Origin of the sequence: Coleofasciculus sp. G1-WW12-02 (genome assembly GCF_040219735.1) — a bacterium.
Taxonomy (GTDB): domain Bacteria; phylum Cyanobacteriota; class Cyanobacteriia; order Cyanobacteriales; family Coleofasciculaceae; genus Coleofasciculus.
Genome location: NZ_JAVJRX010000145.1, coordinates 122,983 through 141,699, shown reverse-complemented (window position 1 = coordinate 141,699; position 18,717 = coordinate 122,983). Strand labels below are relative to the sequence as shown.

Sequence of the window (18,717 nt, the reverse complement as noted above, 5' to 3'; positions counted from 1 at the left end):
GTGGAATGTCTCTACAAGCTGTACCAATCACCGATATGATAAGAACGTTAGTCTCTGGATACGACCCTAAGCATAGACCATAATGGATTTTGCCACTATTGCTGCCCAGCTTAATGCTGGGATAATTTTGCCAGAGGGAATCGTCGTGATTACCCTGTTACTGGTTTTAGGAATTGATCTGATTGCAGGTAAACGTTCTGCTAATATCCTGCCTTACGTCGCCATCGGCGGACTGCTAGTTTCCTTGGTTGCCCTATACTATCGCTGGGATGTTGCCCAACCCCTGGGTTTTTTTGGCGGGTTTAATGGGGATGCCATGAGTATAGCCTTTCGCGGCATCATCGCTTTATCGACGACGGTAACCATTTTGTTATCGATTCGCTATGTTCAGCAGTCTGGCACCTCGTTAGCGGAGTTTATCGGTATTTTACTTACCGCTACCTTGGGGGCGATGTGCCTCAGTGGTGCGAATGAACTGGTTACGATCTTTATTTCCCTAGAAACGCTGAGTATCTCGTCGTACCTGTTGACGGGATACATGAAGCGTGATCCCCGCTCCAATGAAGCGGCGCTGAAATACCTACTGATTGGCGCGTCGAGTTCTGGGGTGTTTCTGTATGGCGTGTCCTTACTATACGGCTTATCTGGCGGCGAAACCACCTTAGATGCGATCGCGACAGGTATTGCTCGTTTAGAATCTACCCCATCCTTGGGTATTTTAATCGCCTTAGTCTTTGCGATCGCAGGAATTGCCTTTAAAATTTCTGCGGTTCCGTTTCACCAGTGGACACCTGACGTATACGAGGGTTCCCCGACTCCGGTTGTCGCCTTCTTGTCTGTCGGTTCTAAAGCCGCAGGCTTCGCCCTCGCCATTCGTTTAATGGTAACTGCGTTTCCCCTGGTTAGCGAACAGTGGCACTTTGTCTTTACTGCCCTCGCTATTTTAAGTCTGGTATTGGGAAATGTGGTAGCACTTACCCAAACCAGCATGAAACGACTACTTGCCTATTCATCCATTGCCCAAGCCGGCTTTGTCATGATTGGTTTAATTGCGGGAACAGATGCAGGCTACGCCAGTATGATTTTCTATCTGCTGGTTTATTTGTTCATGAACCTAGGTGGTTTTGCTTGCGTGATTCTGTTTACCCTGCGAACCGGTACGGATCAAATCAGCGAATATGCGGGACTGTATCAGAAAGATCCCCTGCTGACATTGGGATTAAGTATTTGTTTACTCTCTTTAGGCGGAATTCCACCTTTAGCGGGATTCTTCGGTAAAATTTACCTGTTTTGGGCAGGTTGGCAAGCCGGATTGTATGGCTTAGTTTTGCTAGGTCTAATTACCACTGTAGTTTCCATTTACTACTACATCCGCGTCCTCAAAATGATGGTGGTTAAAGAACCCCAAGAAATGTCCGACGCCGTGAAAAATTATCCGGAAATCCGCTGGAATTTACCCGGAATGCGTCCATTACAAGTGGGTTTAGTTCTTTCTGTTGTTGTCACCTCTCTGGCGGGAATTTTGTCTAACCCCCTATTTACCCTCGCCAATAATTCAGTGACCAATACGTCCATGCTGCACTCTTCGGTGATCCAAGCTCAATCTCACACCCAACCGATTGCATCTTTGGATGTCAAATTCTAGCGCTTCTCGCTGGTATAGTTACACTTTGTTTGTACTGCCAAACCCTCCCTTTGCTAAGGGGAGGGAGTGATTAATGTGGGATTCAAGATAGCAACGAGATGACTAAATATGTCATTGAGATCAGCAGGTACTCGATAAAGATTGAGATCTTGCTGAACTTTTTTTTGCTCACGATGCAGTACTCCAAATTGCCAGACATCTCCGGTTGATACAGCACCATAGAGCAATGGTTCGTTTGAAGTTGTCCATTGGTCAAGGGCGATGAGTTCAACAGCAAGTTGAGTAAAACCTCTAGCGAGGTCAGCATTTTTGGCTTCAATGACTAGAAGATTATACTGGGTATGAAGGTAGTAGTCGAGAGCGCCTTTGAGTTGATTGGAGACGTTAATCGAATACTCGATTCTGAGTTGAGCTTGGGTGTAGTCGATGAGCGCTAAAACAACAGGGGCAATCAGGATTTCTCGACGAGCGGCTTCACTGGTAAGGCTAACATAGGGTAAGCGGCGTTGAATGCTATTCTTAAGTTCAGTTAATTGGTCGAAGTTCGTCTTAGATAGGGGTAAGTCAAGACTGATGCGTTGGAGAGAAAAGCCAAATTCAGCTAAAATGTCATCTGGCTCATAGGTCATCTCGAAATAATTACTGAAGGTGTAAGACTTTCCGGGTTCAAGGATAGGAGATTTAGACATGATAAACTTACCCTAGAAATTGTAATTCACACTAAAATAAAACCCCTCATCTTGAGCATTTGCCCCGCGATCCTCTAAATCAACCAAGGGCAATCCATAATCCAGCCGCAGGTTTAAATTAGGCAAAGGTTCCCACAATATACCTAACCCTAACCCAGCAATAAATGTCTGGTCTAATAATTCATTCGGATTCGTCCCTCGATTCCAAACATAACCGACATCAAAAAATGGTGCTAAGACAAATGTGGCAATACCCGATTCATCCCGTTCTAACGTAATCCGATCTTCTACAGAAACGCGAAATCCATTGTCTCCCGCCCGCACATTTTGCCGATATCCTCGTACCGATTGACCGCCACCAATGACAAATTGTTGAGCAGGTAATAAACTATCAAAGGCTAACTGGAGATCCGCTTGAATAATTAAAAAGTTATCCGGATTCAGAATTTGCACCCGCTGGATTTGAGCCAACCAACTAACAAACTGACCATCGGGATTATTTTCATCAACATCGGAATTTTCTGTGGCATCAAATAAGCCAGTGCCAAAACTAAATAGGGAACGAAATGCCCACGCCCCAGAGGTTTGACGTAGGGTGTATTCTTGTCCAAACTTCAACACACTGGTGCGACTAACACCATCTTCATCGGGTCCCACACCAAACGGTGTTGGTCCAGCAAAGGTAAAGGTTTGACCATCCTGATGAGTAAACCCTAGGGATAATGCAAACTCTCGACGCGGTGTGCGGATTAAGGGTTGGCGATAGTTAATTTCATAGAGATCGGATTCTCCTTGAATATCGAATACCTGCAAATCTTCTTGAATCACTTCATTTTCATTAAACGATGTACGCAGCTGCACCGTACCATTCATCGCATTGATTGGCGCCCGATAATTAAAATCCCAGGTATGGGCACCACCCGCCGTTGTGCGGTTGTATTGTGCGGCAATTTCATCCCCAATTCCGGTTAGATTGAGATAGCGGGCATTCGCAGTTAAGCGTTCAGAACCTACACTGGGAGGGGAATAGTTATCAATACCGACACTTCCTTCAAAGGGATCGGCTTCAGTAACCCGCACCACAAGAATACTTTGTCCCAATCCGGTTCCCGCCCTCAAGGAGGCTTCTACATTTTCAAATAATGGATTAACTCGTAACAAGCGCAATTGATCTTCCAACTCGCCTGTATTCAGGGGTGTATCCGCCCCCAATCGGACGCGCGATCGCACGTAACTCGGATTCAGCCGTCGTGTTCCTTCCACCTGAATCTCTTCCAGACTCCCTTCAATCACCCGAATTTCTACCACATCTGTGTCCAGGGTTTCTTCCACCAGAACCGCCCTAGAGGTAATGTAGCCTCGTTCCAGATACAGTTGAGAAATCCCATCCGCCACACTTCTGAGTTCTGCCAACGTGACAGTACGTCCTTCAACCGGTTCAATAATCGGGTTAAGTTCAGCCTCCCCAAAAATTGTACTCCCGGTGACATTAATCTCTTGAACTGAAATCTGATTCTCTTCAGGCGGGGTGTCACCATTCTGTTTAGTGTTCGCCGAAATCAAACGAATTCCATGGCTACTCTCAACGATTGGCGACTGATTCCGGTTCTGGGAGGATAAAGGTTGCCAAACTACGTTACTACTGGGAGTGGATTTAGGTTTCTCTACCGTAACCGATGAGTGTTGGGGGCGTTGCTGATGATTCACGGTTTCGGGTTGAGTCGATTGCAACGGTTCAGATTGTCCGATTAGAGGCTGAATTGGGAAAACGCGCAGATTCACCCCTTGCCGATTTTCCGGTTGGAGACGCGCCGGGTGAATCTGAGACGGTGCTAAACTCGCCGCCTGTCGATTTTCTGGTTTTAAGTGAGTGGGATGAATTTGAGTCCCCGATACAGCGGGGTCATCTGTCCTTGATTCAGATTGACGTGAAAAGTTACTCTCTACATTACTTCTATCCAGAACCTGTATTCTCGTTTCCTCTACATCCCCAGGTTTTGACTCTACCTCTGGGGAATCAGGAGTGAGAAAATTTTCAACAGCAAGAATAGACACTTGCCGGTTGTCCCGATTACTTGGGATAGGCTTAATCACAAGTCTTTGGGAATGGCTATGATCATTTACATCTACCATCCCACCCTGAAAATGAGCCAACTGGTGACGGAACAAAGAAATATTGGCGGTGGGAAAGACAGTGGGATCATCCTGGGTAGGATTGAGGCTATCCCCCGGTAAAACAATGGGATCAAACAGAATCGCCTCTAGCCTATCTGCATGCAAAACAATATTTGAGTCTTCTAAACCTGAAGATCTGTGTACGCCAGGATCATGAAGGGTTACGATCGACAAACGGGCAGGTTTGGGCGCTTGGGGTTTGACAGCTTGAGGTTTGAGATTCGGGGGATTGAGGGATGTTGATGTAGAGGTTGTGGGTTTAATTTTCAAGGACTGAGGCTTAATCACCACAGATGTAGTCGGTTTAACCCGTGAAGCAGGAGACTTGACAGGTTTACCCTGCACAGTACCCACCTTTGACCTTTCTTGACCACGGACTGGGCGAGCCATTACCTCCTTTGAGGTTGAGTCAGTGACCTTCGAGGGTGTTTCACCAAAAGCCATAGTTGCGCTACCAATTCCGGTCAGAACTGAAAGCAAACCTACAAAAACATTAAGCTGCAAATACCACTTCATCAAGGGAAAAACTCGACTTTAAACGAGCAAGTACTGCGTGAACAATCAACCTATTTTCAGAGTCTCCTCCCAACCCCTTACTGTTATCTCAACTAAGATGTCCTTTGTGCAAGCGACTCCATCGGGATCTTACTCAGATCTGATGTTGGGAAACAATCAAACCTGTGTCCCAAGTTGAGACTGATGCGGGAGACCACTATTCTGAACATTAATTCTTGCTAGACCCATAGGGAGCGCCTTAGCTGCCCAAAATAGTTTACCTTACACAAACTATCATGCTCTTAAGCCAAATGTCGGCAAATAGTTTCACTTATTAACGTTTAATCGCATCCGACGAATTTTCCGGCAAAGTGGTTCGTCCCCCATAATTCAATAACCGTTCAATTGTTGCCAGCCGATTATCCCACACCTGAACTTGATAAGGGTGGCGCATCCCTTGCTGCTGCATCCATTGGGGGAATTGAGATCGGAACGCGGCGAGGGCGGCTTTGGCGTTTTGCCAATGTTGCTGTGAGGGTTCCATGGCGAGTTGATTGAGCGCCTGATTCAGCTTTTCTGTTTGAGCCACCCATTCAGTAAAGGCGTCTTGATGAATGACGATTTGCTCATTCGTGACCAAAAAGTTCCATTCCCGTTGCAGTGCGGCAAATCGAGTCATGGCGACTGGGAACGGCTGACGGTAAGGAATGGGCTCGGTTGAGGTGGACTCAGGCTGACCCTGAGTCTGTTGGAAAATACGATGTAAATTATCGTTAAGATTCTCAACCGCAAACACAGCATACCCCCCGGCGGGTAAATCCCGCAGCAGTTGGATTTGGTCAACTGCAACAACATCGGGTAAATTCAGCAAACGAATTCCTGGAATCAGTAACGCTTCGTTAAGTGTTGATTCCGTGAGTAACGGTTGGGCGAGACTGTGCAACCCTTCGGTATCCAAAGCATAGGTCATCGGTACAACTAGATCAATATACCCCTGAAGAGCCCATTCTTCCCAGTTTTGCTGCAATCGTTGCTGACGCTCCCCTAGGGGGAGGGCAAATACAGCAGCCGATAGAATCAAATCAGGACGTTGCTCGCGCAGACGCGCCGATACCGATGCGACAAAGCTGTCCACTTGGCGGATACGAAAGTCTGTCCATTGTTGCCATAATTGGCGCGAGCTAGGATACACTTCAATCGGATCAACCCCTGTCCATTCCTTAAATTGCTGACGCGCCGCCACCCCATACCCATAAGTCTGATTCACTCTCGGATCTTGAAACGGATAACGAATATAATCCAGTTGAATCCCATCTACGTCATAGCGGTTGGCAATTTCTTCCAGCAGCGCCATTAAATAATCCCGTACCTCCGGGTTTGCGGGATCAAAAAATGCCTTTCTGGTATTGGGATCAAACAAGCGTCCCCGCTTATCAAAAATTGCCCAATCGGGATGAGCTGATAAAACCGGACCCGGATAATCAGGTGGCTGATTCAATAGAGCATTGTGACGCTGATTCGCCGCCGCAAAAATCCACACCCAAGCGTGTAACTCCATCCCTCGTTCATGAGCCAAGTCCACGGCGGCTTCTAAAGGGTCCCAGCCGCGAACCAGAGGGTTTTGTTCAGGAGCAACCTGACTGGGGTAAATCGGATAACTGGCATTAACAGTTTCAAAGAAAACGGTATTAAATCCCGCCTTTGCCAATTGGTCGAAGAGTTTAACTAAATCCTGTTTAGTCTTTGCTTTGACAATTGTTCCCCGATCTAACCAAATTGCCCGAATTTCCGGTTGGGCAAGTTGACGATCCATCGGATAATTATCCCAAAGTAGCCGTCGGGCATTAATCCATTGTTGTCGCGCCGCCGTATAGTCCTGTTGCTCAACCGCACCCAGAAAATTTTGTAACCCAATTCTCGCTTGCGCTAATGCTGAAACCGTGGTTCGATTTGGATGGGAATTCCGTTGAGTCTCATGTTCGGCTTCCTTGACACTCACCCCCTCTAATGACTCGATACTCTCTTGAGTGAGCAAACCCACCTCACTATTGTGAGCATTAGCCGTTAATAATGTACTTTCCACCCGACCCATTAAGTGTTCCAACTCCCGACTCATCGCCGTCACTTCATTGGGAGTAAGGATACCCCGATTATTGCCCGGAGTTTGGGCGGGAAGCACTAAGCGATCGCCTTCGCTGGGAACAGGAGTCGGATTGCTGGCGGAGAGGTTATCTTGGCGTTTTGGATCTCGACTGATTACGGGTACAGGAGTCGCCGCCAAGGATTGACTTTTAACACAATTCGGTGGGGATGAATTCGGCATCTTTCCAGGCGTCGGCGTAATATTATAACGACTCAGCGCCGCTTGCAGCCAAACCACATCCGTCTGTGCGGCGGCTTCCCCATCCACTCCCCAGCGCCAGCCGAAAAAAATCGATTGATCCGTCGTTACCACGGCGGGGGGATTTTCTGGCTGATTCCATACAGCCGCCGTTTGAGCCTCCAAACTGGCGGGAATCACCACACCCCCTTGCAACTCTTCCACCAATCCCGCATTGGGTATCCACCTTGGCGAAGACACTGATAATCGTTCCAATTTAGACGGTGTACTCAGACCAAATCCCCAATAGGCACCCAAGAGCGATCGCAAGCGATTGCGAACCTCAGGTTGAGATACAATGCCCGCAGGACCACTGACAATGATCCGCCCCCCTTGACGCATCCACTCTTGCACAGTTGCTAGGTGTTCGGGTTCCAGGCGTTCAATATTGGGTAAAAATAGGAGTTGAGTATTTTCCAGATTAGAAAGTTGATCAACCTGGCTCAAATCAATAACACAGTAATCCACACCCGTTGACTGCAAGCGACTGGTAATATCTGACCAATCGGCTTGATTATCAGGACTTTTTACCACCCCCAAGTTTACCGTTTGAGCTAACGCTCCGGGTAATCCTAGCAGGGTATTGATTGTTGCCGCGATCGCAATGCCAACAACCCATTTCTTCATAAGCTTGATTTACAGTTAGGGAAGCGGGTTTTTTGAGCAGTGACCCGTGATCAATTATCAGTCAACCCTGAACCAATGACAAATGATAAACTAACCCAATTCATTAACCGGGAAGCGATCCAATAACTGAATACCTCGAATAGCATTCCGTTTTAAGACATCCGATAGGAATGGCACATGGGGAATTTGAGATAAAAAATCGACAGTACGGCGCAACAATCTGACAATATCCCCTTCATCTAAACTGGTATCCTCACAAAGCTGTGTCCATTCCACACCCAAAGCCCATTGCTCAACTAACCCAATTAAATCCCGTTCTAACCAAATCGGCAGAGCCACCTGATAGCGACGTTGTACTCGAAACAACTGATGGCGAGTTTGTCTTAAACTATCTAATGCCGCCAGTACAGGTTCTGAGGGGGGATAATTTGTCCAGCTATCCGGACGCGGGGTTTCCGTCACCAAAGAGCAGGCGCAGGCGGCTAAGTGGTGAGGATCTAACTGATCAAATGCACCGGACATCAAGGCTAACCCCAACCACAGTTCGTTATCCCCACGAATCGCCGCCGCCGCTTGTCCTAGTTGTGTGGGTGTTACTTCCTCCAGACCACCAAACGCCCTTAACACTTCAATCAGGTTAAGAAATTCTTGCCAGTGCTGGGCTTGGTTTTCTCGGTATAAAGCTTGACGCTCATTAATTTCTTCTTGTAGGGCTAGGCGGCGTTTATGGCGCTTGATTAATTGAGACGGATTACCCCATTGTCGCACTGGATGATCTTCGAGTTGGGCTTTTACCGCATCTACCCGCTGCTGCTGCGCCTCCACTTCGGGTGCGACTATGAGTTCTATATCGGTGGGAATTTGAGCCGCGATCGCCTCAGTTTCTGGTGTACCCCGCCTAAGTTGACCGGGCTTGAGTGTGAGTTCAGCGGGTGGGTTGAGAACACTCAAATCAATCATATCTAACCACCCATATACCCCAACCAAATCGGCTGTTGTTGCCACATACCAGCGATTATCTGCACTTAAGCAGACCAAATAGGGTGACTGTCCCCGCCCTTTTTCCTTCGCCACCAATAGAGCCGGAATCGGTTCAGAAACCGGAATGTACTTGCCCTTGAGTGAAAGTAGAGTACCCAAGGGCGCTTCGGGTATAATTTGGGCAATTTCTGCTGCTTGTACCGCCTCAGCTTGTCGTTGTAGAGTTTTGAGTAATCGCCGTTCTTCTTTAAGCCGTTCCTTGAGCTTTTCGTACCGCCCCAGGGCGCTTAGATCAACGGGCGCCAGTTGAATATCTAATTTTGCCAGTTCTGTGGTTAACTCGGTAATCGCTTGTTGCTGGGGTTGGAGGTACAGTGTCGCCAAGTATTGAGCGAAACTGCGTTCGATCAACTCCTTCGCCTCAGCAAGGCTGTGAGTTTGGAGTAAATTCAGCACCATGCCATAGGTCGGAGTAAACTGGCTGACTAATGGGTCAGCCTTACTCGTAGCTAGGTACGCCGCTTCCTTTGCCCCTTCAAAAGGTGTTTGTAATGTGACCACATAACCCGTTGCATCCATCCCCCGCCGTCCGGCTCGACCTGCCATTTGTAGAAATTCCGATGGCGTCAGCAGTCGGTGTCCAAGATCTGTTCGTTTCGAGAGGGTAGAAATCACGGTGGTGCGAGCGGGCATATTAATTCCCGCGGCTAGGGTTTCAGTGGCAAACACCACCTTAACCAGCCCTAATTGGAATAACTCTTCCACAAACCCCTTCCAAGCTGGTAAAATCCCCGCATGATGGGCAGCAATCCCACGATACAGGGGTTCCACTTGTCCGGCGCGACCCGCCTCCGGATTCCGGCGTAAAAATTCGTCAATGCGCTTTTTCAATTCAGCCGCTTCTTTGGCATTAACCAGTGACAAGTCTCCCAACTCCTCTACCGAGCGATCGCAACCGCGACGAGAGAAGATAAAATAAATCGCCGGTAACATATCCCGTTGTTGGAGTTGCGCCAGAACAAAGGCATTACTGGGACTCTCTGGGCGTCCCCCCCGTCCTCTCCCTTTACTTCGTTTAGGTTTGAGGCGAGGATTTAATTTCGTTTGGCTAGAGTCCAGCAGGGGGAAAATGCCCTTTGGGTTGGCAAAGCTCAATTGTAAGGGAACCGGTCGAAAGTCAGAATAAATCCGCTCTGTTGCGCCATGAACCAAGTTCAACCAGTCCGTCAGCTGATCGGAATTCGCCACCGTAGCCGATAGGGCAACAAGCTGAATTGTTGGGGGACAATAAATAATCGACTCCTCCCAAACCGTACCCCGTTGTCGGTCATTCATGTAGTGGCACTCATCCAAGACCACCGCTTCAACACCTTCGACAGACGTGCCAATTTCCCCAATCGGTGTGCCGTAAAGCATATTGCGGAAAATTTCCGTTGTCATCACCAAAATTGGCGCGTCCCGATTGATAGAAACATCGCCCGTCACCAGACCCACATTTTGGTCACCAAACGTGGCGCGAAAATCTCGTAGCTTTTGGTTGGAGAGTGCTTTCAATGGAGTGGTATAAAAAACTCGCCCTCCTCTTGACAAAGCGCGGTAAATCGTGTACTCACCAATCAACGTTTTTCCGGAACCTGTGGGGGAACAGACAACAACCGAACGATTCGCATTCAGCGCTGCGATCGCTTGGAGCTGAAATTGATCCAGAGGAAACGGAAACAGGTTTTTCGGGTCAAGCTCTATCTTCGGGGTAGAAACGTTCACACCAGATCTTGCCAATAGGTGACGAAAGCAGGACGTGAACTACCCAGCACAGACCTGATCCTTTGTGATCCTTCGCAGGCTCAGGACAGGAGGTACAGTGTGGGCTTCTGACTTCATAGGGGAGTGCCACAACTTAGATTTACTCCAAGTAATGGTCTTACTTCCCCTCCGTCAGCAGAGACGGCTGTCCCATCCGCCTATAATACTTTGATATTGAGGGTGCAATGGGTGCATTCCCATGCAGATGACTTGCTACGCCAACTTGGTTTTCGTTGACACAACCGATGCAAATAATCCTTGCCTCGACATCTAGTATCGTTATTGTACCATTTTTGTGTGAATCTTTTTTGGGACACCCAAGTCCAAGTCTCCCAGCACTAAATCAAAGATTATAGTGCTGGACTTATAGCCTCCCCCAAAACCCCACCATTGGGTTAAGTTCATTACGGCTTCCGCCCTAAATTGCCAGGATTTGTTCCCCTGCGCCTAGAGTACCTCTGCCAATTTTAGGGTTTGTCCTGATTTGCACAGGGTTGATTGGAAAAAAGGCTGTAGCAACTCGGACATGGAGATCTACGAGCGATGTGCAACAACATGAGCGAGTTTTCACAAGCATCCTATCTTAGGGGAGAACGTGAAAGCTTAGTCATTTTGTCCAATCAATCACCCAAGCGTCTCGCGTTTGATACGTTTGATACTGAGGGCAACGATGACAATCGCGGCAGTGGTCGGTGACATCTCCTACACCAACTGATTACAGTATGGTGTAGACTTCTCAGCGACTCCAGAAGAGAGCCTCGGACATTGACTGAGCTTTATTAACGACACGGGATGCCCCACCGTTTGATCAAGTTATTCGGAGCAGATCGATCAATTGAGCGCCATGTATAAACAGTAACCCAGCTTCTGAGGCTGGGTTTTCGCTTATGCCCCCGCTCCCCTGCTTCCCTACATCCTGCTGCCAGGACTCTTAATAAAATTTAACAATTGTTAGACAGTTGCGGTTATCTTCCATACGTGTATAACTGAGCTTATCGGCAATTCTTTGCATAATAGCCAGTCCTCGCCCTCCTTCAGCCTGATCATCAGGCAAGGACGACGGATTTTGGAGCCGCCGTTCAAAGTCAAAAGGCGCTCCACAGTCCCAGATCCGTATTTCTAGACGTTGGGGTGATTTCGCTAGAACCACCTCAACATCAATGGAAACACTGGACGGCAGGTCTTTGTGGGCATATTTCACCGCGTTAGTGTATCCTTCCGCAAGCGCTAGTTTGCACTGTAACCAGAGTTTTGTTTCGATTGAGGAGGGGTGAAGCTCCCCAAACCAGGATAAAACCTGGTCTAACGCATTTAGGTCGGAAGGAAATTGATTGCTAAATGTTTGAAGCTCTATCAACTGCTCAAAGCCTTTCACGTCAACGACATCAAAACCAGAATTAAAATGAACAGATACTCCCTGTGAAAAAATCCAGTCTACCCTAGATTTAACCCTTGCTCTACCATTTATTCACTGCCCTTGAGATCTTTATCACTTTCTCATGAAAGTGCCCAGCTTCATCGAGTCTTCCTTCTTGTTGTAAGCGCGTGCATCTGCAATCTCCTTGAGTGACTTGTATTATCTCGATGCCATGACCCAAATTCTAATTATTGATGACGACCCAGCCATTCAAATATTGCTGAAACGGACGCTTCATAACCAAGGTTATGAAGTCACAATCGCTAGCAACGGCGAAGAGGGTTTAGAACAAGCGCAGCAGTTACGTCCGGCGTTGGTCATTTGTGATTGGATTATGCCACGGATGAACGGACTAGAAGTCTGTCGTCAAATTAAGGCAACACCAGCACTATCAACCACCATGTTTATTTTGCTGACATCTCTCGGTTCTGTTGGGGATCGAGTAAAGGGACTAGATGCTGGGGCGGATGACTTTATCTGTAAGCCCATCGAAATTGCTGAATTGCAGGCGCGAGTGCGTTCCGGCTTGAGATTACATGAACTGAGCCGCGATTTGCAGCACCAAAAACACTTGCTGGAAATGGAACTAGCCGAAGCGGCGGAGTACGTCCGTTCCATTCTGCCAGATCAGATGACCGAACCGCCTGTAACTATTGACTCTCGATTCATTCCATCTCGGCAATTGGGAGGTGATGGCTTTGATTACTACTGGTTAGATTCCGAACACCTGGCAATTTATTTGCTAGATACGGCAGGACATGGCTTGAGAGCGGCTTTGCCAACACTTTCGGTGTTGAATCTTTTGAGGTCACGCACCCTGCCGAATATTAACTACTACCAACCCAGCGACGTTCTGCGGGGGTTAAACCAGACCTTTCAGATGACAGCACGCAATGATAAATACTTTACCATCTGGTATGGAGTCTATAATCGCACCAAGCGTAAACTTGTCTATGCCAGTGCAGGACATCCACCGGCTGTCTTATTCTCGGGTAAGCCATTGTCTAGTGGGGATGTCCAGCTGTTGAAGACAACAGGACTGCCTGTAGGTATGCTACTTGAGGCTGAGTATGTGGATGATAGCTGCGACGTCAGCGAATCCAGTTCCCTTTACATTTTCAGCGATGGGATTTACGAGATTCACCAACCGGATGGTAATATCTGGGGACTTGACTCCTTCGTCAAACTTCTGGGTGAGTGTAGGGTAGACAGTTTGTGTAACCTCAACTCAATCTTACAGGGTGTTGAGGCATTAAATCCCAAAGACTTTTTCGATGACGATTTGTCTTTGCTAGAAGTTAACTTTGAATAGAAAAGTTATCACACTAACCGCCAAGGATTCAAATCCCTGGCGGGTTGTTGTTTCAAAGCAGCTAACAATCCCCGGTCTGAAGACACGGGGATTCTTGCTGAGCTTTGCCAAGCTGCGCTACCACAGGGAGTCATGCACTAGAGGAGACAGCCTCCTCAAACGCTTCTCGTGAGGGAAAGATTTCAAAAACCCGATCCATGCTTGTCAGTTCAAATAACATTTTGATTTGTTCGTTGACTGAGCAAACAAAGAGCTTTCCCCCAGCGGCACGAACGGTCTTAAGGGCAAGAACCAGTGCCCCTAAGCCCGAACTATCCATAAAGGTAACGTCTTGAAAATCAATCAATACGATATCAGTATTCGATTGCACAAGGTCGCTAATCTCTTGACGAAATTGACCGGCTTTTGTGCCATCTAAGATACCAGAGGGTTGAACAACTTTAACCACAGGACTCATATACTACTTATGACTGCCGTTACAGAAATATCCAGACCTTGCCAGTATAGCCGCGACAATTCAAATCAGCCAAATTTTTGCGCTGAGAAGAGATGTCGTTTTTGAGCAGTTTTTATCCTCTGGAGAGATTATAGATATATCTCTCTTGAGTAACTTCATTCTGTTTTCCACGGGATCAGCTATCTGTATGGGTCAGGGATGGACTGCATCTCCACTTGGGCGGAGATACGTTAGTCCTTACCGAATCCAGCCGTATCTATCCGGATTTTTTCGGTAGACACATTTACCATAACTTATCATATCTACAGATACTACCATCTTTTCTGGCAATTCATCCGGTCACTCAAAGTGAAGGTATTCTTGCCAGATTAGATAAGATCTGGAGACTGTTATGGTTTGAATGGATGACGTTTGACGTCCAAGGTAGCGGCAACCTTGATCTGAAGGGTTAACAACTGTAACCTAATATCTGCCCAAACTTACCCATGTCTGTGACCATATTTAGAACGGCTGACCGATGGTTTATCAGCTTTCATTTGGAATATGAACCAGTCAACCGCCCCAAACCCCATCCCGTAGTGGGAGTAGACCTGGGAATAAAAGCACTAGCTCTTATGTAACGGCAATATCCTTGGTAAGCTTCATTAAGGATATTACTAAGTTGGGCAATGACAGACCGAGTTTTGATTCTAGGTGGACAAGGACGTATCGGCAGCAGTGTTAGGCAAGATCTCATTGCCCATACCCAAGCAGAAATTACGATTACAGGGCGTCACAGGACATCGGAGACAGCATTTTCGCCACAGGTGCAGTTTCTCACCCTAGATTTAGCAGATCAAGATGGGTTGAGGAGTGCGATCGCGTCTCATAATCTGGTCATTCATTGTGCTGGTCCTTTTCTCTATCGAGACGCCTCGGTTCTCAAAACCTGCATTGAGATGGGCGTCAATTATCTGGATGTGAGTGATAATCGCACCTTTATGCAAAAAGCCTTCGCCTATCACGAGCAAGGGGCGGCGGCGGGTGTTACCGCCATTATTAATACCGGGGTTTTTCCCGGAATCTCCAATAGCATGGTGCGTCAGGCAATCGAACAACTGGATCTGCCAGAAAAAATTCACCTGAGTTATGGCGTAGCCGGTTCCGGTGGGGCTGGAGTAACCGTGCTGCAAACCACCTTTCTGGGGTTATCAGAACCCTTTGAGGCGTGGATTGATAACCAGTGGCAGAAGGTCAAACCCTATAGCGATCGCGAAACGATTGACTTCCCTGAGCCTTATGGCAAGGTTGGCGTCTACTGGTTTGAAGTACCAGAAACTGCTACCCTTGTCAACTCTTTTCCCGTGAAAACGGTGATCACCAAGTTTGGCTCGATTCCCGATATTTACAACCACCTCACCTGGATCACCGCCCATCTGTTTCCCTCCGCTTGGTTAAGGAAACCCCAGAATATCGAGTATTTATCCCAACTCAGCTACCGCATGACCCAAATTAGCGATCGCTTCAGTGGTATCGGAGTTGCCATTTGCGCCCAAGTCACAGGTTACAAGGGGAACCAACCTGTCACAGTTGTCTCAACCTTAGTGCATGAAAATACGGCAGTGGCGGCTGGTGCGGGTACAGGTAGCATTGCTCAGTTGATTTTGGCAGGTCAACTCAGTAAACCCGGTGTTTGGCCGGTTGAACAAGCACTTTCAACGGAATTATTTGAACAAGCGATGCAACATCGAAACATCCAAATTTATTTGCAAACGAACCCCCTGACCTAAATCGTTAGCATTCTTAGCTCAAGTTGATATGTTTTGAATAATTTATTGAAACTAATTAGGCAAATTCTATTATTTTTCAGTTACTAATATTTCGTTTTATTTTTTTTGATTGATAGATCACAAAAAAATGGACGTTTTCCGGAAATTCCAGCTAAGCTTATGTATGGTATACAAGTATTACAGATGTATAAAATAAGGATAAATTCTTCGGAGTTTCTTTAAGATTTTGTCGGTTATACCCTGAAGTCTTAATAAACTTATCGAATTACTTCTGTATAACTAAACACCTAGATAAATGTAGAACACATCTCATTAATCTATTCTGAAAATAAGGAGAAAATGTGTTAGAAGTAAAACGCGATAAACTGGGACAACTTAGTAGCATTGAATCCTTCCGGGCTATTGTGGAAGGCATGACAGACGCATTAGGGGACAAAGCTACAGCCGTAGCACTGACCTCTGCGGGTCGGAAGCACGGTAAGGAAGTTGCTGAAAAGTTAGGCTTAAAAGGTTCAACACAAGACTTAGAAGGTGCCACCAAACAAATCCAAGAACTTTTAGGAGAAAAAGGTTCTCGTCTTTGTATCATTGATCGCATTGTTCGAGACGGTGATTCGATCAAAGTCTACACAACAGAAACCCTTTGTGCTATCGGTGGAACTGAGGAAACTCCTCCCAAGTGTACCTTTACACTCGGTCTAGTTTGGGGAGTCTTAGGTGAACTACTCCAATCGAAACTGAAAGCAACTCAAACGGAATCTGTACTGCGAGGTGACAGCTACGACTTATTTGAGTTTACTATACTCACCTAATCTCTAAAAAGAGCGGCTTTTCATTTTCTTTAAGGATAGCCTGAAAGGGAGAAAAGCCGCCCTTAGTTAGTAGAGACATAGTAGGCTACGTCTCTACATTAGTTAGTATATAGTCGGTAGGAAGGTAGAGAAGTAAGAGGGTAGGAGAAAAACAGAAATTTCTCTAGTCAATCTCTGTCCTTCCCCTATTACCCGAATGCCGCAGTTGTTAAAATGTTAAAAGCATTCTGTCTCTGTTTAAAACAAATCCTCTCTTTTTATACCAATCTACGATAAAAGGATTCTTGGTTTTTATCGGAGTCAGACGTATCCCCTTAACGCCTTGGCATTTAAGTTGAGCGATGGCTTCGTTTAAAAGCTGATTTCCGAATCCTTTACCTCGACAGGTGGGTTTAACTTCGATGAGATTAATGACACCAAATCCATCGGGCGCGATGCTAAACACGATTTCCCCGACAATCTCGTTTTGGACGATTAACTCAAACATAATTCACCTTACCGCTTAATCGCGGCGTTTTATTAACCCGAGTTCGATGCAAAAGGCTGATAACGTAATGAGGTGGGATACAGGTTACAGGGTTTTCCGAAAAATGAACACCTGTAGCGACGCTGAACTCAGGGATATTGGCTAAATTCAAGTGCGCTGCACTAGCTAGTTTTTCTACAGATCCTGGGCTGTATTTCTGAAGACTATCAAAATTCTTACGATTGTCTCAGTTTTTGCCCTGATGGTTGATTCACTCTGATCAGCAGATTTTAATGATTCTCAGCACTATTCTTTTTTGAGTGAATTCTCCTTAGCGAATCTGAAACATGGCGTTAAGTTTTCGAGGCTAAATTCCATGATTCAGAGAAAAATAGAGAGATGTGTTCCCTTGCTAACACATATTTATATCATACCTTATTTATTATCTTCTATAGCTAGAGTCTGTGTCAAGACTTGCCAAATGTATTGCATGTAATACAATTGAACAGAGAGAGAATTTCAGTAGAGCGAAACGTTTTAGATAAGAAGTGTCCAGGGACGGACTCAAGAGCGCTGCTGTTAAGTTAATGAAAGCCATGTTCCAGACCTGTGATTGTGCTATGGCTAGCAGGGGGTGCAGACTCAAGTTGCCAGTTCATCATTCTTAGTGCAAGCATCTTGACCACTTTTTCTTAGGGACTTGTAGGTTAATAATGTATCCACTAAGTTTCACTGGATTGGTGATACAGCTTTCTTCACGGGGACTCTATCTATTTTTACGCAAATATGAGTATCTAAATTTTTATATTTATTTTATATTTTGAAGTAAAACTCTTTTGAAAAGGAATTTCAAAAAAAAATAGGGGTCTATACTAATTGTAAATAACAGAACTATCAATGTCTAGATTGGCATAAAAAAAGATATAAGTTTCCGGATTGCATCAATTAAATCGGTATATTATTCATAGAAACAGCAGGGCAATATGTCTAGAACCAGCTAAGTATCTATGATTAAGAATTTAGTGTCATTAAAGAAATTCTTAAATTAATAGCAATTTAACTGACTAGGTTTACCTTGCTAAACACCTTCTTGGTTGATGAAGTGTTCCAACTCTATGTTGTCAAAAATAAGGAGTCAACGTGTTAGAACTCAAACGAGATAAATTAGGACAATTCAGCAGTATTGAATCCTTCCGGGCTTTGGTTGAAGGGATGAGCGATGCCTTAGGTGAAAAAGCGACAGCCGTTGCTCTGACTGCTGCGGGTCGTAAGCATGGGCAAGAACTCGCAGGAAAGTTGGGGTTCAAAGGTAGCACACAAAACTTGGAAGATGCGACTAAGCAAATCGCCGAAGTTTTGGGTGAAGAGGGAGCTCGTTTGTGCATCATTGACAAGATCACCCAAGAGGGCGACACTGTCAAGGTTTACACCACAGAAACCCTCTGCGCGATCGGCGGAACTGAGGGAGAACCTCCTAAATGTACTTTTACCCTCGGTTTAGTTTGGGGCGTTTTAACCGAACTGCTTCAGCAAAAAATAAAGGGCTCACAAACACAATCAGTCCTTCGAGGTGATTCTTACGACCTGTTCGAGTTTATTACTGTTGAGTAATTCAACAAAAAGCAGCTAATGAGGATTGCCCTGCTATCAAACTCGGCAAATCTTCTCTTAGCCGCCTTATGCTCATCG

At 46.2% G+C, this 18,717-nt stretch carries 12 protein-coding genes; 5 read left to right on the top strand and 7 right to left on the bottom strand.

Annotation, left to right across the window (positions count from 1 at the left end; genetic code table 11):
* Positions 1–82 precede the first annotated feature (82 nt).
* Complete coding sequence (locus tag RID09_RS23965; protein WP_446338420.1) at positions 83–1,645, top strand: NAD(P)H-quinone oxidoreductase subunit N; 1,563 nt, start codon at positions 83–85, stop codon at positions 1,643–1,645.
* A gap of 53 nt (positions 1,646–1,698) precedes the next feature.
* On the opposite strand, the gene RID09_RS23960 is transcribed toward RID09_RS23965, so the two are convergent.
* The 5 genes from RID09_RS23960 to RID09_RS23940 form a co-directional block, all read right to left on the bottom strand.
* A complete protein-coding gene (locus RID09_RS23960) occupies positions 1,699–2,334 on the bottom strand; it encodes a hypothetical protein (RefSeq protein ID WP_446338419.1) in 636 nt (211 codons plus the stop codon).
* A gap of 12 nt (positions 2,335–2,346) precedes the next feature.
* The gene (locus RID09_RS23955) at positions 2,347–4,899 is read right to left on the bottom strand and encodes a ShlB/FhaC/HecB family hemolysin secretion/activation protein (RefSeq protein ID WP_446338418.1); all 2,553 of its coding nucleotides are present in this window, start codon (positions 4,897–4,899) and stop codon (positions 2,347–2,349) included.
* 439 nt (positions 4,900–5,338) lie between these two features.
* Positions 5,339–8,011 (bottom strand): glycoside hydrolase family 10 protein, encoded by a 2,673-nt coding sequence (locus RID09_RS23950; protein ID WP_446338417.1) that lies wholly within the window; start codon positions 8,009–8,011, stop codon positions 5,339–5,341.
* A gap of 90 nt (positions 8,012–8,101) precedes the next feature.
* Positions 8,102–10,756, bottom strand: a complete 2,655-nt coding sequence (locus tag RID09_RS23945; RefSeq protein WP_446338416.1) for a DEAD/DEAH box helicase — start codon at positions 10,754–10,756, stop codon at positions 8,102–8,104.
* A gap of 970 nt (positions 10,757–11,726) precedes the next feature.
* Positions 11,727–12,170, bottom strand: coding sequence for an ATP-binding protein (locus RID09_RS23940; protein WP_446338415.1), 444 nt, complete (start codon positions 12,168–12,170; stop codon positions 11,727–11,729).
* Positions 12,171–12,384: 214 nt separating this feature from the next.
* Here RID09_RS23940 and RID09_RS23935 point away from each other — a divergent pair, with 214 nt between their 5' ends.
* The gene (locus RID09_RS23935) at positions 12,385–13,524 is read left to right on the top strand and encodes a PP2C family protein-serine/threonine phosphatase (RefSeq protein ID WP_446338414.1); all 1,140 of its coding nucleotides are present in this window, start codon (positions 12,385–12,387) and stop codon (positions 13,522–13,524) included.
* 130 nt (positions 13,525–13,654) lie between these two features.
* On the opposite strand, the gene RID09_RS23930 is transcribed toward RID09_RS23935, so the two are convergent.
* Positions 13,655–13,981 carry an STAS domain-containing protein gene (locus tag RID09_RS23930; protein ID WP_446338413.1) on the bottom strand — a complete coding sequence of 109 codons (327 nt, stop codon included), beginning with the start codon at positions 13,979–13,981 and terminating at the stop codon, positions 13,655–13,657.
* Positions 13,982–14,649: 668 nt separating this feature from the next.
* Between RID09_RS23930 and RID09_RS23925 the strand changes: the two genes are divergently transcribed.
* Together RID09_RS23925 and RID09_RS23920 are read left to right on the top strand one after the other, a co-directional pair.
* Positions 14,650–15,750: a saccharopine dehydrogenase family protein gene (locus tag RID09_RS23925; protein ID WP_446338412.1), complete on the top strand. Its 1,101-nt coding sequence runs from the start codon at positions 14,650–14,652 to the stop codon at positions 15,748–15,750.
* A 341-nt stretch (positions 15,751–16,091) separates the two neighbouring features.
* Positions 16,092–16,562 carry a hydrocarbon-binding protein gene (locus tag RID09_RS23920; protein WP_446338411.1) on the top strand — a complete coding sequence of 157 codons (471 nt, stop codon included), beginning with the start codon at positions 16,092–16,094 and terminating at the stop codon, positions 16,560–16,562.
* A gap of 208 nt (positions 16,563–16,770) precedes the next feature.
* Here RID09_RS23920 and RID09_RS23915 read toward each other — a convergent pair whose 3' ends face one another.
* Positions 16,771–17,049, bottom strand: a complete 279-nt coding sequence (locus RID09_RS23915) for a GNAT family N-acetyltransferase (protein ID WP_446338410.1) — start codon at positions 17,047–17,049, stop codon at positions 16,771–16,773.
* 1,119 nt (positions 17,050–18,168) lie between these two features.
* Here RID09_RS23915 and RID09_RS23910 point away from each other — a divergent pair.
* Entirely contained in the window at positions 18,169–18,639 is a 471-nt protein-coding gene (locus RID09_RS23910) for a hydrocarbon-binding protein (RefSeq protein ID WP_446338409.1), read from the top strand.
* The last annotated feature ends 78 nt before the right edge of the window (positions 18,640–18,717 follow it).